Source organism: Streptosporangium sp. NPDC051022 (genome assembly GCF_040683035.1).
Taxonomy (GTDB): Bacteria; Actinomycetota; Actinomycetes; order Streptosporangiales; family Streptosporangiaceae; genus Streptosporangium.
Genome location: NZ_JBFBCF010000004.1, coordinates 1 through 16,652, shown reverse-complemented (window position 1 = coordinate 16,652; position 16,652 = coordinate 1). Strand labels below are relative to the sequence as shown.

Here is a 16,652-nt window from a genome sequence, read left to right as displayed (position 1 = left end):
GGTCGAGCGCGCCGGTTCTTCTGTGCCCGAAACATGAATGACGGATCGCCGAAATGACGGAAAGGGGCGCTGGCGGAAGTGGTTCTGCCGTTTTCGTCCACGTCAAAGTGGATTTGGGGGAATGGTCAGGCCGGCAGATAACGCCGGCCTGAAAATGGTGATTCGTCACCGCATCCGGGCGTGCCCGGTGCGGGGTCAGGAGACGAGATCGCTGTCGTCGTCGGCCTGGGCGGCGGCGGTGAACTCCTGGAGGGCGCGTGCCAGCGTCTGCCGGGTCTCGGGCGTCAGCCGCCCCAGCGCCGCGCCGATACGGCGGCGGCGGGCCGAACGCAGGCGGCCGAGAGCCTCCCGGCCCTGCGCGGTGGTCTCGATGCTGATCTCGCGGCGGCTGTGGGCGGCCGGGAAGCGGATCAGCAGCCCGGCGCCCTCGAGCCGGTCGACCATGCGGCCCGCGGCCGAGATCGACATGGTGAGGTGGGCGGCGAGGGTGCTGAGGTTGAGCGGGCCGTGCCGGTCGACCGCCAGCAGCACCCGGAGCTGGGTGAGCGACAGGTCGCCCAGCTCCGCGACCGCGTTGAGCGTCACCTCGACCAGGACCAGGGACGCCTCCTCCACCAGCCAGGCCGAATCGTTCTCCCCGCCGGGACCGGTCTGCCCCGGAGCGGCGCCGGGAAGATCATCGCGGTTGTGGATCGCTTCGGTGGTCATGCGCGCAGTGCCTTTCTCGGGTACGGCCGGTCGCCTCGACGGTGACGTCCTCCCCTAGAACGTACTGAGGTACGGGCCGTTTCCGGGACGGCCGATGCGGCGATCCCGTGAGGGAATCACGCCCGGCCGGGCACGCCGGGCCGGGCGAGCGCGATCGGCCGGGACTGGAGGGAGACGAGGGTGGGCAGATGGGGGTGGTGGGGTGGGGGAGGGGACACCGGGGTGCCGGCTCGGTACGGTCGCCGGATGTACCCCTGTCCAGAAAATCCTGGAAGGCTGGGGTCGATGGGGCCGCCGTCCACTCGCGGCACCGTGGAGAGGAGTCGTGCGATGGGAACCGGCGACAACACCGAGATCTACCGCGAGGCGCGTGACCTGCTGCTGGATCTGAGGGGGAAGCACGCCGAGGCGGTCGGGCGGTTCGCCTGGCCGCGGTTCGACGGACCCTTCAACTGGGCCGCCGACTGGTTCGACGTCGTCGCGCGCGGCAACGACAGGACGGCGCTGTGGATCGTGGAGGAGGACGGTTCCGAGGCCCGCTACACCTTCGACGAGATGGCCCGGCGGTCGGACCGGGTCGCCGCGTTCCTGGCGGCCCACGGGGTCTCCCGGGGCGACCGGGTGATGCTCATGCTCGACAACCAGGTCGAGCTGTGGGAGTCGATGCTGGCGGTGATGAAGCTGGGGGCGGTGATCCTCCCGGCGACCACCGCCCTGGGGCCCGCGGACCTGCGGGACCGCGTCGACCGCGGCGGCGTCCGGCATGTCATCGCCAACGCCGCAGACACCGAGAAGTTCGGCGAGGTGCCGGGGGACTACACCCGGATCTGCGTGGACGGCGCCCCGGCGGGCTGGGTCTCCTACCGCGACGCCTACGCCGCAGAGGCGTCCCCCGCGCCGCACCCGGGGACCGCGCCCGGCGATCCGCTGCTGCTGTACTTCACCTCGGGCACCACGAGCATGCCCAAGCTGGTCGAGCACACCCAGGTGTCCTACCCGGTGGGTCACCTGTCGACGGCCTACTGGATCGGGGTCCGGCCGGGAGACGTGCACCTGAACATCAGCTCCCCGGGCTGGGCGAAGCACGCCTGGAGCTGTTTCTTCGCGCCCTGGATCGCCGAGGCGACGATCTTCGTCTACAACTACGGCAGGTTCGATCCCGGTGCCCTGCTGGAACAGATCCGCCGGGCGGAGGTGACCACGTTCTGTGCGCCGCCCACAGTGTGGCGAATGCTGATAAAGGCGGATTTGTCGGGTGGGCCCGGACGGTTGCGGGAGGTGGTCTCCGCCGGAGAGCCGCTCAACCCGGAGGTGATCGAGCAGGTCCGCGACCAGTGGGGGGTGACGATCCGTGACGGCTTCGGCCAGACCGAGACCACGCTGTCGGTCGGCAACGTGCCGGGTATGCCGGTCAAGCCGGGCTCGATGGGCCTGCCCATGCCCGGCGTGCCGGTCGTGCTGGTCGACCCCGTCACCGGAGAGCGGGCCGACGAGGGGGAGATCTGCCTCGACCTGAGCGACCGGCCCGTCTCGCTGATGACCGGCTACCGGGGCGACGAACGGCGCAACGCCGAGGCGATGACCGACGGTTACTACCACACCGGCGACGTGGCCACCCGCGACGCCGACGGCTACATCTTCTACGTCGGGCGCACCGACGACGTGTTCAAGGCCTCCGACTACAAGATCTCCCCCTTCGAGCTGGAGAGCGTGCTCATCGAACACCCCGCCGTGGCCGAGGCCGCCGTGGTGCCCTCGCCGGACGAGCTCCGCCTGGCCGTGCCGAAGGCCTACGTCACGCTGGCGGCCGGTTGGGCGGCGGACCGGGAGACCGCGCTGGCGATCCTGCGCCACGCGCGCGAGAGGCTCGCGCCGTACCAGCGGGTGCGGCGCCTGGAGTTCGCCGGGCTGCCGAAGACGGTCTCCGGCAAGATCCGCCGGGTCGAGCTGCGAGGCCGCGAGGAACAGGCCGCCGCCGAGGGCGCGGCCCTCTCCGAGTGGCGCGACGACCAGTTCCCCGAACTTCGCGCCTGACACGGGGACCCCGAGCCCCCGGCGCGTTCCCCGTCCCCACGGCTCTCCCGCGCCGGGCATCGGGCCTCCCATCGCAGGGTTCCGTGGCCGGAAGCGGACAGGCGCGACGTCCGTTCGCGGAAACGGCCTGGTCAGGAGCGGGACGGGGCGGGCGGCCCGTTCGTCCTCCCGTGGCCGCTGCCACCCGGAGCGCCCGGTCGCGCGACCTTTTCAGTGACGTTGACGGGTTCGGTGACGTTGACGGGTTCGGCGGCGGAAGGGACACGCACGGTGGACGGGCGAACGGCGGGCAACGTGACGGTGGCGCGGGAGCTGGCCCGGCGGCTGCCGTACTGGGCGGTCTGGTACGGCGAGCGCACCCGGAGCTTCTGGGCCGTCCCCAGGGGCGACCACCTGTCCGTCGTACCGTACGTCGAGGCCGAGACCCCGCAGGAACTGGAGAGCACGGTCCGGCACATGGAGCGTCTCGCCGCGCGGCGGGCGGCGTCGAAGGAGGCGGGAGCGAAGGAGACGGCGGGGCAGGCGCCGCAGTACGGCGGGTGGCCCGACCGGGAGAGCGTCCCTTTCGCGGCGAACGCACGGGACAGGCCGCCTGGAGCGGGGGAATCCTCTCCGGGACGTACGGTTCCCAGGCGCACGGCGGCGGCGTCCCGGCGACGGCGGAGCGGGCACTGGCCGACTTGCGCCGGGAACTCCACGCGCTCGGGACGGAGACCGAGGAACACGACGTGTTCTGGATGCGCTCCGGCGATCCGACGCTCAGCCTCGCCCCGGGACTGGTCGTACGGGTGGACGCGAAGTGGTTCCGATGGCTCGGCGACGTGCACAGATGGCGCCGCCACACGACCGGTGACCCGGCCGGGGCGGCCCGTCTGATCCACCGGATCCACGAGATCCGCCGTGTGGATCCCCCCGAGGGGGTGCCCGTCCCGTGAATCTCCCGAGCCCCCGTGGGGCCAGGGGGCTCGGGCCGGGCCGCCGCCGGCCGCGCGTCACACCTTGCGGGCGACCCCGCAGAACTGGGAGACCTCGGCGGGTTCGCCCCACGGACTGTTCTCGTGACGCCACCTCGAGCAGGAGACCACGCCGGGCTCCAGCAGCTCCAGGCCGTCGAAGAACCTGGCGATGTGCTCGCGGCCGCGGGCCACGATGGGGGTGCCGCCCCGCTCCATGAACCGCCGCATCGCCTCGCGCATGGCCTCGCCGTGGACCTCGGCGGTGGCGTGCGCGATCGCCAGGTAGCTGCCGGGCGGTACGGCGTCGACCAGGTCCCGCACGATCCGCTCGGCCTCCGCGTCGTCGACGATGTGGTGCATGATGCCCAGCAGCATCAGCGCGACCGGCCTGGTGAAGTCGAGCGTCTCGGCGGCGGTCCGCAGGATGGCGAGGGGGTCGCGCAGGTCGGCGTCGATGTAGGTGGTGGCGCCCTCGGGGGTGCCGACGAGCAGGGCGCGGGCGTGCGCCAGCACCAGCGGATCGTTGTCGACGTAGACGATCCGGGACTCGGGCGCGATCCGCTGCGCGACCTCGTGGGTGTTGTCGACGGTCGGCAGGCCCGTGCCGATGTCGAGGAACTGGCGGATCCCGGCCTCGGCGACCATGTGGCGGACGCAGCGGCCCAGGAAGGCCCGGTCGGCGCGGGCGGAGTCGACGATGCCCGGAATGAGCTGTTCGACCATGTCCCCGGCGTCCCGGTCGGCGGGATAGTTGTCCTTGCCGCCCAGCCAGTAGTTCCAGATGCGGGCCGAGTGCGGCCGCTCGGCACCGATGTCCACGGGGAGCCGGTCGGGCTCGAAGGAGGAGTTCATGGGGCGTGTTCCGTTCGTGCGGTAAGCGCGCCAATGGTGACGACCGTAGTCGATCACGCCCATGTTGATCACAGCAAACTTTCTTTCCCGATGATGTGGAAACCGTTATCACCCGCGCGGAGGGGAGCGGGCCCGTCGTCCGTCCGGGGCGGAGGGAGGCCGAGGGGGCGGTGAGGGCCGGTCCGCGGCGAGGCGGTACGGTGCGGGCCGTAGTGAGAGGGCGGCGGGGAGCCGGGACGAGGAGTCGGGGCCGGAGGACCGGGGAAGTGGTTGTTCGGGGAACCGGTTGTCCCGGGAAACGATCAGGAGGTTCCGTGGCATACGACGTGGCGGCCGTACGGGCGCACTTTCCCGCGCTGGACGAGGGCGCGGCGCACTTCGACGGGCCGGGCGGCTCGCAGGTACCCGACGTGGTCGCCGACGCCGTGGCGGGCACCCTGCGCGCGGCCGTCGCCAACCGGGGCGTCATGACGGCCGCCGAGCGCCGCGCCGACGAGGTCGTGCTCGGGGCGCGGCAGGCGATGGCCGACCTTCTCGCGGGCACGCCGGCCGGCATCGTGTTCGGCCGGAGCATGACGCAGCTGACCTACGACATGGCCCGCGCGCTGGCCAAGGAGTGGGGACCGGGCGACGAGGTCGTGGTCACCACGCTGGACCACGACGCGAACATCCGGCCGTGGGTGCAGGCCGCGCAGGCGCGCGGCGTCACCGTGCGCCGCGCCGACTTCGACCCCGACCGCGGCGAGCTGGACGTCGACGCGGTCGCGGACCTGCTCACCGAACGCACCAGGCTCGTCGCCGTCACGGCCGCGTCGAACCTGCTGGGCACCCGCCCCGACCTCCCGGCGATCGCCGAGCGGGCGCACGCGGCCGGGGCGCTCGTCTACGTCGACGGGGTGCACCTGACACCGCACGGCCTGGTCGACGTCGGATCCTTCGGCGCCGACTTCTACGCGTGCTCGCCGTACAAGTTCCTCGGCCCGCACCTGGGCGTGCTCGCCGCCGACCCCGCGCTCCTGGAGACCGTCCACCCGGACAAGCTGCTGCCCTCGAGCGACGCGGTGCCCGAGCGGTTCGAGCTGGGCACGCTGCCCTACGAGCTCCTCGCGGGCACCACGGCGGCGGTCGACTTCCTCGCCGGTCTCGTGCCGGGCGAAGGGAGCAGGCGTGAGCGTCTGACCGTCTCGATGGCCGCGCTGGAACGGCACGAGCGGGCCATGCACGAACGGCTGGAGGCGGGCCTGGCCGAGATCGCCGGGGTGGTCTCGTACGGCGCGCCGGGACGCAGCCGCACCCCCACCACGCTGTTCTCCCTCAACGGCGTCGCGTCCGCCGACGCCTACCGACTCCTGGCCGAGCGCGGGGTCAACGCGCCCGCGAGCGCCTTCTACGCGCTGGAGTGCTCGCGCAGGCTGGGACTCGGCGACGGCGGCGCGATCCGCGCCGGGATCGCGCCCTACACCGACGAGTCCGACGTGGACCGGCTGCTCAAGGGCGTGCGAGAACTGGCGGGCTGATCGCGCCGTACGGAGATCGCCTCACGCGGGGATCGCCTCACGCGGGGATCGCCTCACGCGGAGATCGCGCCGTGCTGAGAGTGTGCTGTGCCGGGATCGCGTAGGAGCGGCCGGGTGGTTGTCCCGCCCGGCCGCTCCGGTCTCCGGATCAGTCCGCGATGTAACCGATCGACTCGACCCAGTAGCCCGCGCCCGGCGAGAGCCTGCGCGTGTGCATGAACATGGCGCCGCCCTCGTAGGAGTAGGCGCAGCTCTTGCCGCCGCGCTCGGACTCGCATCCCTGGAAGATGTAGCCGACCCCGCCGAACTTCGCCCGGAACAGCGTGTTCACCGCCTTGGCGGAGGCGATCTCCAGGCCCCGGTTCCTGTCGCCCGCCTTCCACGCTCCGAAGAGGTACTTCGCGGCCCCCTCCGCGGAGGTCACGTGGCGCGACTCGTAGACCTTGGCCACCTTCGTCCCCGACACGATCATCAGGATCCCGTTGAGGCCGCCGGGCACGCGGACGCTGGTGTGGACGAACCGGCACGCGTTGCCGGTACAGCCGGCGAACCGGTCGGGCGCCTTGTAGGGGTAGCCGAACAGGGTGTTCACCGCGGCGGGCGAGGCGACGGCGGACGCCGCGTCACGGTCGGCCTTCAGCCACGCCTTGAACAGCCTGTTCGCCACGTCGGACGGCCGCGCCGCCGCGCTCCGCACCCCCTCCCGCACAGCGCCGGCGGGCTGCGCCGCCGTACCGGTCTCGGCCTGCGCCTGCGCGGGAAACATCAGCGCACTCGCGGCGACCAGTACGGCGGCGGCCTTCGATCCACGCATTGCCACTCCTTCTCGTGCGGGAGCCCGTTGTGGCCTCCCGCACAAGGACGTCGGCGCGGGCCGACCGGTTCACCTGGACGCGGGAGCCTTCCGGAAGGGCTTCCGCTGCCATGTCTCCGGGGTTTCCGAGGGGATCTACCGGGTCATCGTATTCAAGATCAGGACGAGCTGCTCCTCCTCGTGGCCGAGGTGGGCTTCGAGCTCGGCCGTGAGCCGGTCGACCTCGGTCAGGAGCGTCCCGGGCTCCGTTCGACGGGGTCAGGGTGACCATCGGAAGGATCCGGCGCGTCCTGGACCGGTAGGCGGCCCAGCCCGGATCGGCCTCCGCCGCGCGGGCGAAGAGGCGATCCCGCTCCTCGCCCTTCAGGACGACCGCCTTACCCGGTGAGGCCGGGGCCGCCACGCACGCGCCGTACGAGGTCGTCGGCGGCCTCCGGCCACCGGGCGTGCTCGAAGGCGAAGCCCGTTTCGAGCAGGCGGCCGGGGACGACCCGGCGGCTTTTCAGCAGGAGTTCGGTGTCCGAACGCAGCGCGAACGCGCCGAGCTCGGCCATCCACCTCGTGGCGGGCAGGCCGACCGGAACCCCCCACGCGGCGCGCAGCGTGTGCATGAACGCGCGCTGCGGCAGGGGAACGGGAGCGGCGAGGTTCACCGGCCCGGTGAGATCGTCCCGGCCGGCCAGAAACTCGACGGCGCGGACGAAGTCGCGGTCGTGGATCCAGGACACGTACTGCGCGCCGCCCGCGACCGGGCCGCCGAGACCGAGCCGCGTCAGCCGCAGCAGGACGTCGAAGACGCCGCCGCGATCGGGGCTCATCACCATGGCGGAGCGCATGCTGACCTTGCGCGTGTGCGGGGTCTCGGCTCGCTCCTGCGCCCGCTCCCACGCTTCTGCGATCTTCACGCTGTAGCCCCAGTAGCCCGGGACACCGGGTTCGGTACCGCCGAGCACGCCGGTCGCCTCGTCGTTGGGCGCGTCGAAGCGGTGGGCGTAGACGGTGGCGGTGCTCATCTGCAACCAGACGCGGGGAGGTCGTGCGGCGGCCGCGATCGCCTCACCCACGACGCGGGCGGAGCGCACGCGCGAATCCATCATGGCCCGCAGGTTGGCCACGGTGTAGCGGCAGTTGACGCTGCGTCCGGCCAGGTTGACCACGATGTCGCTGCCGTCGATCTCCTCCGCCCACGCCCCCAGGGTTTCACCGTCCCAGCGGACTTCACGGTCGCGCACCGGCCGTCTGGTCAGGACCACGACTTCATGGCCCGCGGCGGTCAGCGCGCGATTCAGGATCGCCCCTACCTGACCGGTTCCTCCGGGCATCACTATCTTCATCAGGCTTCCCTCGGTGTGTGGGACAGAGCCGACGCGGAGCGCTGAACGCGTTCAAAAGCGAGCCTATGCCCATATCGAGGGAAAAACAGCGCGGTTCTGGATCGCGTAACCGGAAGAACCGGGAAGCCGAGAGGGCCGCGTGACCGAGAGGACCGGGGAGCCGGGAGGGCCGCGTACGAGTGAGGTCGCGGGGAGAGGGGGAGAGAAGGACGGGAGTCAGGCGGCCGTGTGGGCCACGGGCCGGGCGCGCCGCGTGACCACTTCGCGCACGGTGACGGCCGCGAGCACGACGATGCAGCTCAGGTCGAACACGATGCTCAACGGCGAAAGGTCGGGGCGGGCCGTGGCGTTGGAGAGGATGAGCCCGAGGAAGAAGGACTTGGCGAGGATGGCACCCAGGGCGGTGGCCAGCCGGATGGGCGGAGAGAAGGCGGCCCAGATCAGCGCGGCGCCCAGCAGCAACTGGAGTACGCCGCGGTGCTGCAGCAGCGCCAGGACCATGGGGTCGGGATCGGACACCCCGTAGTTCATCGCCAGCATGGAGGCGTTGACCAGGGCGAGAACGGGGAGCGTGGTGATCAGACCCGTCACCGTGAAGGCGGCGCGGACCACGGTCTCACCGCGGGAGGCCGAGGACATGGGGATTCCAATCCGTCAGTTCTAGTGATAGTCAGCCTAGCTGACGGATTTCCCGCCTTCAAGGTCGTGTCGAGCCGCGGGGCCGCCCCGCCCGGAGCGGCTTCGGGGGGCGCTCGCCGTACGAGGGCGATCCAGCCCCTCCCGCATCGCCCGGAAGGCGGGCATGTCCTCCGGGTACCGGCTCCGGGGCGATGTGCCGGCTCCGCTTAGGGGACGTCCTTCTTTCCGCCCGGGATGCCGCCGTCGAACTTTTCGATCCGGCATGTTCTCGGCGCCTCGGCAGGAAAAGGTGGGCCGGTCGGGAAGCGCCGGATAAGGAGGGACTGTGGGCGGGGTGCCGCGCGCCGCACCCCGCCCATGACCTGAGATTTCAGGTCGGAAAAGGCTCACCGTGGGATTTCACGGGTTCACTCGGCCCGGCCAAGCCTTTCTCCGTTATGTGCAGGAGGGGGCTGCGGCGCCCGTCGTCAGATGTTGGCGCCGCCGTCGATGGTGAATGTGGTGCCCGTGGTGAATCCGGATTCGGGACCTGCCAGGTAGGCGACCAACGCGGCGATCTCCGCGGTGGTTCCGAAGCGGCCGACGGCGGTGATCCCCCGTAGGTGCTCGATGAGCTCGGGGTTCTCGGGGATCATCTCGGTGGCGACGGGGCCCGGCGCGATCAGGTTGACCGTGACGCCCCGGGGGCCGAGCTCGAACGCCACGGCCTTGGTGAATCCCGTCAGCGCGGACTTGGTCAGCGAGTACAGGCTCTGGCCCACCATGGAAACCCGTTCGCCCTGACAGCTGCCCACATTGATGATCCGTCCGCCTTCGCGCAGATGCCGGGTCGCCGCCTGGGTGGTGGCGAACACCGCCCGCACGTTCACCGCGATGATGCGGTCGAAGTCTTCCAGGGACAATTCCTGGAAAGGCCCCCCGATCCATATGCCGACGTTGTTGACGAGGATGTCGAGCCTGCCGAATTCGGCGGCGGTCCGTTCCACGGCCGCCACCGCGGCCTCGGGGTCGGCGGCGTCCGCCCGGATGGCCAGGCCACGCCTCCCCAGGGCGCCGATCTCCTCGGCGACGTTGTTCGCGCGCTTCTCGTCCTGGACGTAGGTCACCGCGACGTCCGCCCCACGGGAGGCCAGGCGGCGAGCGATCTCGGCGCCGATTCCCCGGCCCCCACCGGTTATCAAGGCTACTTTGCCGGTCAGTTCGGACATGTCAGGCCCTTTCGACGTGATGCCGGGGAGTGGGTTTCGCGGCGTAACGCCGTTGTGGCGTACTGAGCTCGCATGATTAATCGGCCGGATCGGCAACTGAATTCAGATCCTAATCGAGATTTGAGCGGAGAAGAAAGGTTGTGTGATCTACATCACATGGCGGCGATTTAGGGTGTTTTCGAACCGAATGGAATTACCCGGGAGTGTGGGGCGAGGGGACTCTGTGACCGGGTGGTAGAAGTGCCCGGCGTTATTTCGAGCCCTTTGTTAACCGAATGTAAACGCATTTCTTTCGATCCTCGGGAGGCTGCCGATCCGGGCCTGGGGCTTGTGGGTGGCCCTGTCGTCGGCGAGATCGCGGAGCTCGGCGAGGGCGGAGGCGGTGCCCTTTCGCGGGGTGGGTCTCTTCCTGCTCCTCGTGCGGTGCGCGGATGCGCTCGGGAGCCTGAACGCCCATCCTGTGCCGCCGGTGCCTGCCGGGGTGGTGGGACCGGTGCGGCGATACGGCTCAAGTCGACACGATGCTCGGTGTCGGCGGGCCGGGGCCGCCCTCCCGCCTCTCCTCTCGCGGGGTGTTCGTGCTGCTCGCGAGGGTGGAGGGGCCGCCTTTCCGGCCTCGCGGGAGTCTCGGATTCCAACAACCAACATTCTAGGTAGATAAAGTGGGTTTTCGGTCTATCATGTGAGCATGGGAGCATTGCTCGATCTCGTGCAGCTACGTACTTTTGTTGCCATCGCGGAGTGTGGCGGCTTCGGCCGGGCGGCGTCCGCGCTGCGGACGAGCCAGCCCACGGTGAGCCAGCACGTGCGGTCCCTGGAACGCGTCGTCGGGCAGCCTCTGGTCGAGAGAGCGGGCCGGCTGACCAGGTTCACCGCGACGGGGGAGGCGCTGCTCGCCGAGGCACGACGGCTCCTCGCCGCGCACGACGAGGCGATGTGCAGGCTTGGGGCCGAACGGCCCCCCACACTGACCGTCGGAGCCATCGAGCACGCCGCCTCCCCGGTGCTGCCCGATCTGCTCACTGTGCTGATGGCCGCTCTGCCGGGGCACGACGTGGTCTTCCGGCTGGATCGCAGCACGGTCCTGGCGGAGGCGACGCTGCGCGGGACGCTGGACATGGCGCTGATCCTCGGCGCGGTGGCCAACGTGGGAGGGACGGAGGTCGGTTCCCTGCCGCTGCGCTGGCTGGCCGCGCCGGGCTGGGTCCCGCCCGCCCCGGGCGCACCGCTGCCGCTGGTCGCCTTCCAGGAACCGTGCGGGCTGCGCCAGCAGGCCGTGCGCGCCCTGGAGAGGCTCGGCTGGATCGTACGGATCACCACGGAGGCGACCAACCTGGACGGCGTCCTCACCGCGACCAAGGCGAGGCTCGGGATCGCCCTGCTGCCGACCGCGTGCGGCGTCCCACAGGGGCTGAAGGAGCTCCACCAACTGCCCCCGCAGGGCACCCTGGGGCTGCGCCTGCTCAGCAGGCAGGGCCTGAACCCCGCCGTCGCGACGTACGCGGGCGACACCTTGCGCAATTTCTTCTCCGCGGTGCCGCACTCCCGCGCGTATCTCGCCGACCTTCCGGGCGGTGAGGAAACCGCTGGACGGGAGGGGCCGGACCCAGACCGGCAAGGGCGGCTGTCGCGTGAAGGACGGCAGGCGGCTCACCCCGACCTGGCCCTTCTGGGCGGAGGGGAACAAGGGGCGGCGTGACCTCCCGGCGAGGGGAACAGGCACAGGCCGGGCTCATGGGATCAGGATCGGCCGACCTGCCGACGACACCGGGACCCGCGCGGGCGAGTACCCGATCGACGGCGGTTACGGCCTGATCGACGTGAGCTTCGCCGGGCCGACCCCCGCCGTGCCGAGCTCCGCCCGCGCCTCGGAAAACACCTCCGCCACGGACTCGAAGGGTTCCACATGACCTCGACCATCCCTGAACCCGGTCGGCGCGGCGCGTACCTCGGCGAGACCTGGGTGCCCCGGGGCGTCGTCGTGACGGGCGCGGCCTCGGGAATCGGCAGAGCCACCGTCGAACTGTTCGCCGAACGGGGAGTGGGCGTCGTCGCCGTCGACCACGACGAGCGAACCCTCTGCTGCGCGCCGGAGGCGGCGGGTCCGTCGTGGTGACCGCCTCGGTCGCCGGGCTGCGCGCAGATCCCGGCAACTGGGCCTACAACGCTTCGAAGGGAGCGTTGATCAACCTGGTGCGGGCCGCCGCCATCGACTACGCCACGCAGGGAATCCGGGTGAACGCCCTGGCCCCCGGGCTGACCCGGACCCGGATCAACGCCGAGGTACGTCAGGACCCGGTCCTCACGGCGGAGATCGAGCGGCGCGTCCCGCTGCAGCGATTCGCGGAGCCTCGCGAGCAGGCGGAGGCCATCTGGTTCCTGACCTCGCCCGCCGCCTCCTACATCACCGGGACGACGCTGGTCGTGGACGGCGGTCTCGACGCCAGCCTGGGGGTGCTCCCCCTGCCGGGCGCGTTCCGGTGACACCCGTTCCCGGCGTATCCCGGCATCCCGGCCCCCTCCCATGCGGGAGGGGGCACCACGTCGTATCCGCATATCCGCGCCCGGTGAACAGCTCCGTGCGCGCCCGATCCCGGGCCCGGTCACGGTCATCGACCGCCTGATCAAACCGCCGACCGGTCGATCCACGAACTGATCGCCCGGGCGGTGGTGTCCGAATGCTCCTCCAGGATGGTGAAGTGGTCACCGGGGATGTCGACGGACTCGTGCGCGACCGGCCAGTACGCCCGCCAGTCCAGACGGCCCTCCGGGCCGACGACGGTGCCGCGTAGCGGCTCGGCCGCGCGCAGCAGCAGGGTCGGTGTCTCGACCGGCTTCGGCTGCCACCCGACGAAGAGCCGGTTGTACGCGCCCATCCTGGTCAGCCTGCCGTCGTGCAGCGTCATGTCGAAACGGTCGATCCGCTCCAGCATCCCGCCGATCATGCTGCCCAGCCACCACTCCAGGCCCTCCTGATCGGCGGCGTCGATCGGATAGCTGTCGATCAGCGCGAGCCCGGCGGGTACCAGGCCCTGGTCCTCCAGCGCGACGGCGACCGCGTGCGCGACGCAGCCGCCCATCGAGCGGCCGACGATCACGAACGGCTCGTCCTCGCCGACACAGGACCGCAGGCCTTCCACGTTCATCTGGATGAACGTCTCCAGCGAGTCGGGCAGCGCCTGGTCCTCCCCGCCGGTGAACCCGGGAGAGGGCACCACGTACACGTCCCGCTCGTCCCGGAAGGCCTGCCCGAACCGCGAGTACTCGTGTGGCCCCGAGATCGCGCTGAGCGCGGGGAAGCACACCAGGGACACCCGGCCTGGCCCGGTGGCCAGCTTGATCGGGGCCGGCGCGTGCCGGTCGCGCGCGGACGCGTCGAACCGGCCGCGCACGTGCGAGGCCGCCAGCAGCAGCTCCGCCGCCTCAACGTCCTTGCCCGCGTCGTGCATCTGCCGGTAGATCGCGGCCAGTCCGCCCGTCGCCTGCTGCGCGCCGGTACGGTCAGGCCGTCCGCCCGCCTCCCGCGCGGTCTCCCCGATCTCCCGGTCCAGAAAGGCGGCGATGGCCTGGGGGGTCGGGTGGTCGAAGGTGAGGGTCGTGGGCAGATGCAGGCCGCTGGCGGTGCTGAGACGGTTGCGCAGTTCGACGGAGGTCAGCGAGTCCAGGCCCAGTTCGATGAGCGCACGGTCACCGGCGATGGCGTCGGGGGCCGGATGGTCGAGCACCGTTCCGACCTCGCCGCGCACCAGCTCCAGCAGAACCTCCGCGCGTCCCTCGCGGTCGAGTCCGGCCAGCCGACGGGTCAGCGAGGCCGCCCCGCTGCCCGCACCGGCGCGGGCCGCGGGCCGGGAGACCCTGACGAGACCGCGCAGCAGTGGCGCGGGCGCCGTGTCCACGTCGGCCGCCAGGAGGGTGGGGACCACGACCGAACCCGGTGTCCGCCCGAAAACCACGGCGTCGAACAGGGCCAGCGCCCGCTCCGTCGACAGCGGGCGCAGACCGGTGTGCGCGATGCGCGCCTGGCCGGCCGAGGCCGGCCGGGCGGTGATGCCGCTCGCTTGCTCCCAGGGTCCCCAGGCGAGGGAGACGGTCCTGGGGTGCCGGGTGGCGAGGGCGTCGAGGTAGGTGTCGGCGGCGGCGTGTGCGGCTTGGGCGGCTCCGCCGAGGAGTCCGGACACGGAGGAGAACAGGACGACGGCGGGAGCGGGGGAGCGGTCGCGGGTGAGGTGGTGCAGGAGCCACGCGCTGTCGGTTCTCTGAGCCAGGACGGAGTGGAGGCGCTCAGGAGTGAGGGACGCCAGAGGAGCGTCGTCGGTGACGCCCGACGTATGGACGACGGCGGTGAGCGGACGGTCGGCGGGAACGGCCTCCAGCAGCGCGGTCAGCGCGGCGGAGTCGGTGCCGTCGGCCGCGGTGACGGTGACGGTTGCGCCGAGCGCGGTGAGTTCGGCGCGCAGGTCGTCGGCGCCCGGTGTTTCGGCGCCGAGTCCGTCGGTGAGGACGAGGTTGCGGACGCCGTGGGCGGTGACGAGGTGGCGGGCCAGGGTCGCGCCCAGGGTGCCGAGTTCACCGGTGATCAGAACGGTGCCGTCGGGGTCCCACCGGCGTCCTTCGTCCGGGGAGCCGGTCCCGCCGTCCGATGTCGTGCCCGCTTCCGTGCCTGCCCGGGCGTTCGTCTCCTCGTCCGCCCGGGTACCCTCGTCCGCCCGGACGCCGGAGGTGGGAAGGGGAGCCAGGCGGGGGACGAGCGCCGATCTCTCGCGCAGGGCGAACTGCGGTTCGCCGGCGGCCAGGGCCGAGGCGACGGCGGAGGGCAAATCCTTCAGCGATCCCGGGGCGCCGTCCAGGTCGGCCAGCAGGACGCGGCCGGGGTTCTCCGTCTGGGCCGAGCGCGTGAGGCCCCAGACGGGGGCGGTGGTCAGGTCGGAGGGCTCGTCGCCGGTGGTGACGGCGTCGCGGGTCAGCACCAGCAGGCGGGTGTCGTGCCAGCGGTCGTCGCCAAGCCATCGCTGGAGGACGGCCAGTACGTGCTCGACGTTACGGCGGGCGCCGGTCACCGGGGTGCTCCGGCCGGTGACGGGGAGCACCACGAGGGCGGGGATGGGTTCCCCGGCGTCCACGGCGTCGGCGAGGGCGCCGAGGTCGGCGAACAGCGAGGTGGTCACCCCGGCCTCACGAAGCCCTTCGTACAGCGACCGCTCTCCCAGTACCGCCCACGCCTCGCGCCCGGCCGTCCCGGGGGCGAGCGGGGACCACTCCACGTGGAACAGTCCGTTCTCCCCGACCGGCCCCGCCTCCCGCAACTGACCGGCCGAGACGAGCCGGGTCACGAGCGAGTCGATCGAGACGACCGGCGCGCCGGTGGTGTCGGCCGCGTGCAGGGTCAGGGAACCGGAGTCGGAGACCGTCGCGCGCACCCGCAGCGTCGTGGCGCCCGAGGCGTGCAACCGCACGCCGTTCCAGGCGAACGGCAACCGGTTCCGCCCCTCGGGAACATCGGCCGGCCCGCGTAGTGCGGGCAGATGCACCGCCGCGTCGAGCAGCGCGGGATGCACCCGGAATCCGGCGGCGTCCTCCTCGTACTCCTCCGGCAGGGCGACCTCGGCGAAGAGTTCCTCGCCGCGCTGCCAGGCGGCGCGCAGTCCCCGGAAGGCGGGGCCGTACCGCAGGCCCGCCTCCTCCAGGGCCGGATAGACCGTCTCCACCTCGATCGGGTCGGCGCCGACCGGCGGCCACACCGCCAGATCGTCTTCCGGCCCCGAGACGCCCGTCACCTCCGTCGCGCCTTCGACCAGGGTCGCACTGGCGTGGCGGGTCCAGCCGGCGGAGCCGTTCTCGGGACGGGAGTAGACCTCGACGGTGCGGGTCCCCGAGAGGTTCCCGGGGCCGGTGACGATGACCTGCAGATGGGCGGCATCGCGGGAGGTGAGGATCAGCGGAGTGTGCAGGACGAGCTCCTCGATCGTGTCGAGGCCGGTCACGTCGGCCGCGTGGACGGCCAGTTCGAGGAAGGCGGGGCCGGGGACGACGACCGTGTCGAAGACGGTGTGGTCGGCGAGCCAGGGGTGGGTGGCCAGGGACAGGCGGCCGGTCAGGACGACGCCCTCGCCGTCCGCGAGCGGGACCGCCGCGCCCAGCAAAGGATGGCGCGTCACGCCGAGTCCCAGATCTGACACGTCACCCACCACACCCGCCGGTGGCCGCGCCCACAGCCGTTCACGTTGGAAGGCGTAGGTGGGCAGGTCGACGGTCTTGTGGTGGCCGGTGGGGAGGGTGGCGGGCCAGTTGACGTCGGTGCCGTGGACGTGGAGGCGGGCGGCGGCGGTGAGCGCGGTGACGGTCTCGGGCCGGTCGCGGCGTAGGAGGGCGATGGCCTGGATGTCGCGGTCGGGGTGGGTCGCCTGTGTCGTTTCGGTGGCGAAGGTGGTGAGGGTGGGGTCGGGGCCGAGTTCGAGGAAGGTGGTGGTGCCGGTTTGGGTGGCGGTGTGGATGGCCTCGTGGAAGCGGACGGGGTGGCGGAGGTGGTTGGTCCAGTAGGTGGGGGAGGTGAGTTGCTGGGGGGTGGCGTGGGTGCCGGTGTGGTCGGAGAT

The 16,652-nt window shown here is 71.6% G+C and carries 14 protein-coding genes; 6 read left to right on the top strand and 8 right to left on the bottom strand.

From position 1 onward, the window contains the following. Positions 1 to 195: 195 nt before the first annotated feature. Complete coding sequence (locus AB0N02_RS09230) at positions 196 to 708, bottom strand: MarR family transcriptional regulator (protein WP_363944262.1); 513 nt, start codon at positions 706 to 708, stop codon at positions 196 to 198. 330 nt (positions 709 to 1,038) lie between these two features. On the opposite strand from AB0N02_RS09230, the gene AB0N02_RS09225 reads away from it, so the two are divergent. Beyond that, the gene (locus AB0N02_RS09225) at positions 1,039 to 2,742 is read left to right on the top strand and encodes an AMP-binding protein (protein ID WP_363944260.1); all 1,704 of its coding nucleotides are present in this window, start codon (positions 1,039 to 1,041) and stop codon (positions 2,740 to 2,742) included. A gap of 131 nt (positions 2,743 to 2,873) precedes the next feature. Here the strand turns inward: AB0N02_RS09225 and AB0N02_RS09220 are convergent, their stop codons facing one another. Beyond that, entirely contained in the window at positions 2,874 to 3,188 is a 315-nt protein-coding gene (locus tag AB0N02_RS09220; RefSeq protein ID WP_363944258.1) for a hypothetical protein, read from the bottom strand. Positions 3,189 to 3,281: 93 nt separating this feature from the next. On the opposite strand from AB0N02_RS09220, the gene AB0N02_RS09215 reads away from it, so the two are divergent. Then, positions 3,282 to 3,677: a hypothetical protein gene (locus AB0N02_RS09215; RefSeq protein WP_363944256.1), complete on the top strand. Its 396-nt coding sequence runs from the start codon at positions 3,282 to 3,284 to the stop codon at positions 3,675 to 3,677. Between the two features lie 57 nt (positions 3,678 to 3,734). Here AB0N02_RS09215 and AB0N02_RS09210 read toward each other — a convergent pair whose 3' ends face one another. Beyond that, a complete protein-coding gene (locus tag AB0N02_RS09210) occupies positions 3,735 to 4,550 on the bottom strand; it encodes an SAM-dependent methyltransferase (protein ID WP_363944254.1) in 816 nt (271 codons plus the stop codon). Between the two features lie 314 nt (positions 4,551 to 4,864). Between AB0N02_RS09210 and AB0N02_RS09205 the strand changes: the two genes are divergently transcribed. Continuing rightward, entirely contained in the window at positions 4,865 to 6,067 is a 1,203-nt protein-coding gene (locus tag AB0N02_RS09205; protein WP_363944253.1) for a cysteine desulfurase-like protein, read from the top strand. 148 nt (positions 6,068 to 6,215) lie between these two features. Here AB0N02_RS09205 and AB0N02_RS09200 read toward each other — a convergent pair whose 3' ends face one another. From AB0N02_RS09200 to AB0N02_RS09185, 4 genes are all read right to left on the bottom strand, one after another. After that, the gene (locus tag AB0N02_RS09200) at positions 6,216 to 6,881 is read right to left on the bottom strand and encodes a hypothetical protein (RefSeq protein WP_363944252.1); all 666 of its coding nucleotides are present in this window, start codon (positions 6,879 to 6,881) and stop codon (positions 6,216 to 6,218) included. Between the two features lie 377 nt (positions 6,882 to 7,258). Then, positions 7,259 to 8,215: a DUF1731 domain-containing protein gene (locus AB0N02_RS09195; RefSeq protein WP_363944251.1), complete on the bottom strand. Its 957-nt coding sequence runs from the start codon at positions 8,213 to 8,215 to the stop codon at positions 7,259 to 7,261. A gap of 216 nt (positions 8,216 to 8,431) precedes the next feature. After that, on the bottom strand, positions 8,432 to 8,854 hold the full coding sequence (locus AB0N02_RS09190) for a hypothetical protein (protein WP_363944249.1): 423 nt from the start codon (positions 8,852 to 8,854) through the stop codon (positions 8,432 to 8,434). Positions 8,855 to 9,321: 467 nt separating this feature from the next. Then, the gene (locus AB0N02_RS09185; protein WP_363944247.1) at positions 9,322 to 10,062 is read right to left on the bottom strand and encodes an SDR family oxidoreductase; all 741 of its coding nucleotides are present in this window, start codon (positions 10,060 to 10,062) and stop codon (positions 9,322 to 9,324) included. 688 nt (positions 10,063 to 10,750) lie between these two features. Between AB0N02_RS09185 and AB0N02_RS09180 the strand changes: the two genes are divergently transcribed. The 3 genes from AB0N02_RS09180 to AB0N02_RS09170 all read left to right on the top strand — a co-directional run bounded on the left by AB0N02_RS09180 (position 10,751) and on the right by AB0N02_RS09170 (position 12,546). Next, positions 10,751 to 11,761 (top strand): LysR family transcriptional regulator, encoded by a 1,011-nt coding sequence (locus tag AB0N02_RS09180; RefSeq protein ID WP_363944246.1) that lies wholly within the window; start codon positions 10,751 to 10,753, stop codon positions 11,759 to 11,761. Positions 11,762 to 11,968: 207 nt separating this feature from the next. Beyond that, the gene (locus AB0N02_RS09175) at positions 11,969 to 12,178 is read left to right on the top strand and encodes an SDR family NAD(P)-dependent oxidoreductase (protein ID WP_363944245.1); all 210 of its coding nucleotides are present in this window, start codon (positions 11,969 to 11,971) and stop codon (positions 12,176 to 12,178) included. Beyond that, the gene (locus tag AB0N02_RS09170) at positions 12,172 to 12,546 is read left to right on the top strand and encodes an SDR family oxidoreductase (protein WP_363944243.1); all 375 of its coding nucleotides are present in this window, start codon (positions 12,172 to 12,174) and stop codon (positions 12,544 to 12,546) included. Before AB0N02_RS09175 ends, AB0N02_RS09170 begins: the two co-directional genes overlap by 7 nt. Before the next feature lie 140 nt (positions 12,547 to 12,686). Here AB0N02_RS09170 and AB0N02_RS09165 read toward each other — a convergent pair. Next, the coding region (locus AB0N02_RS09165; protein WP_363944241.1) for a type I polyketide synthase at positions 12,687 to 16,652 on the bottom strand (3,966 nt) is incomplete at its 5' end.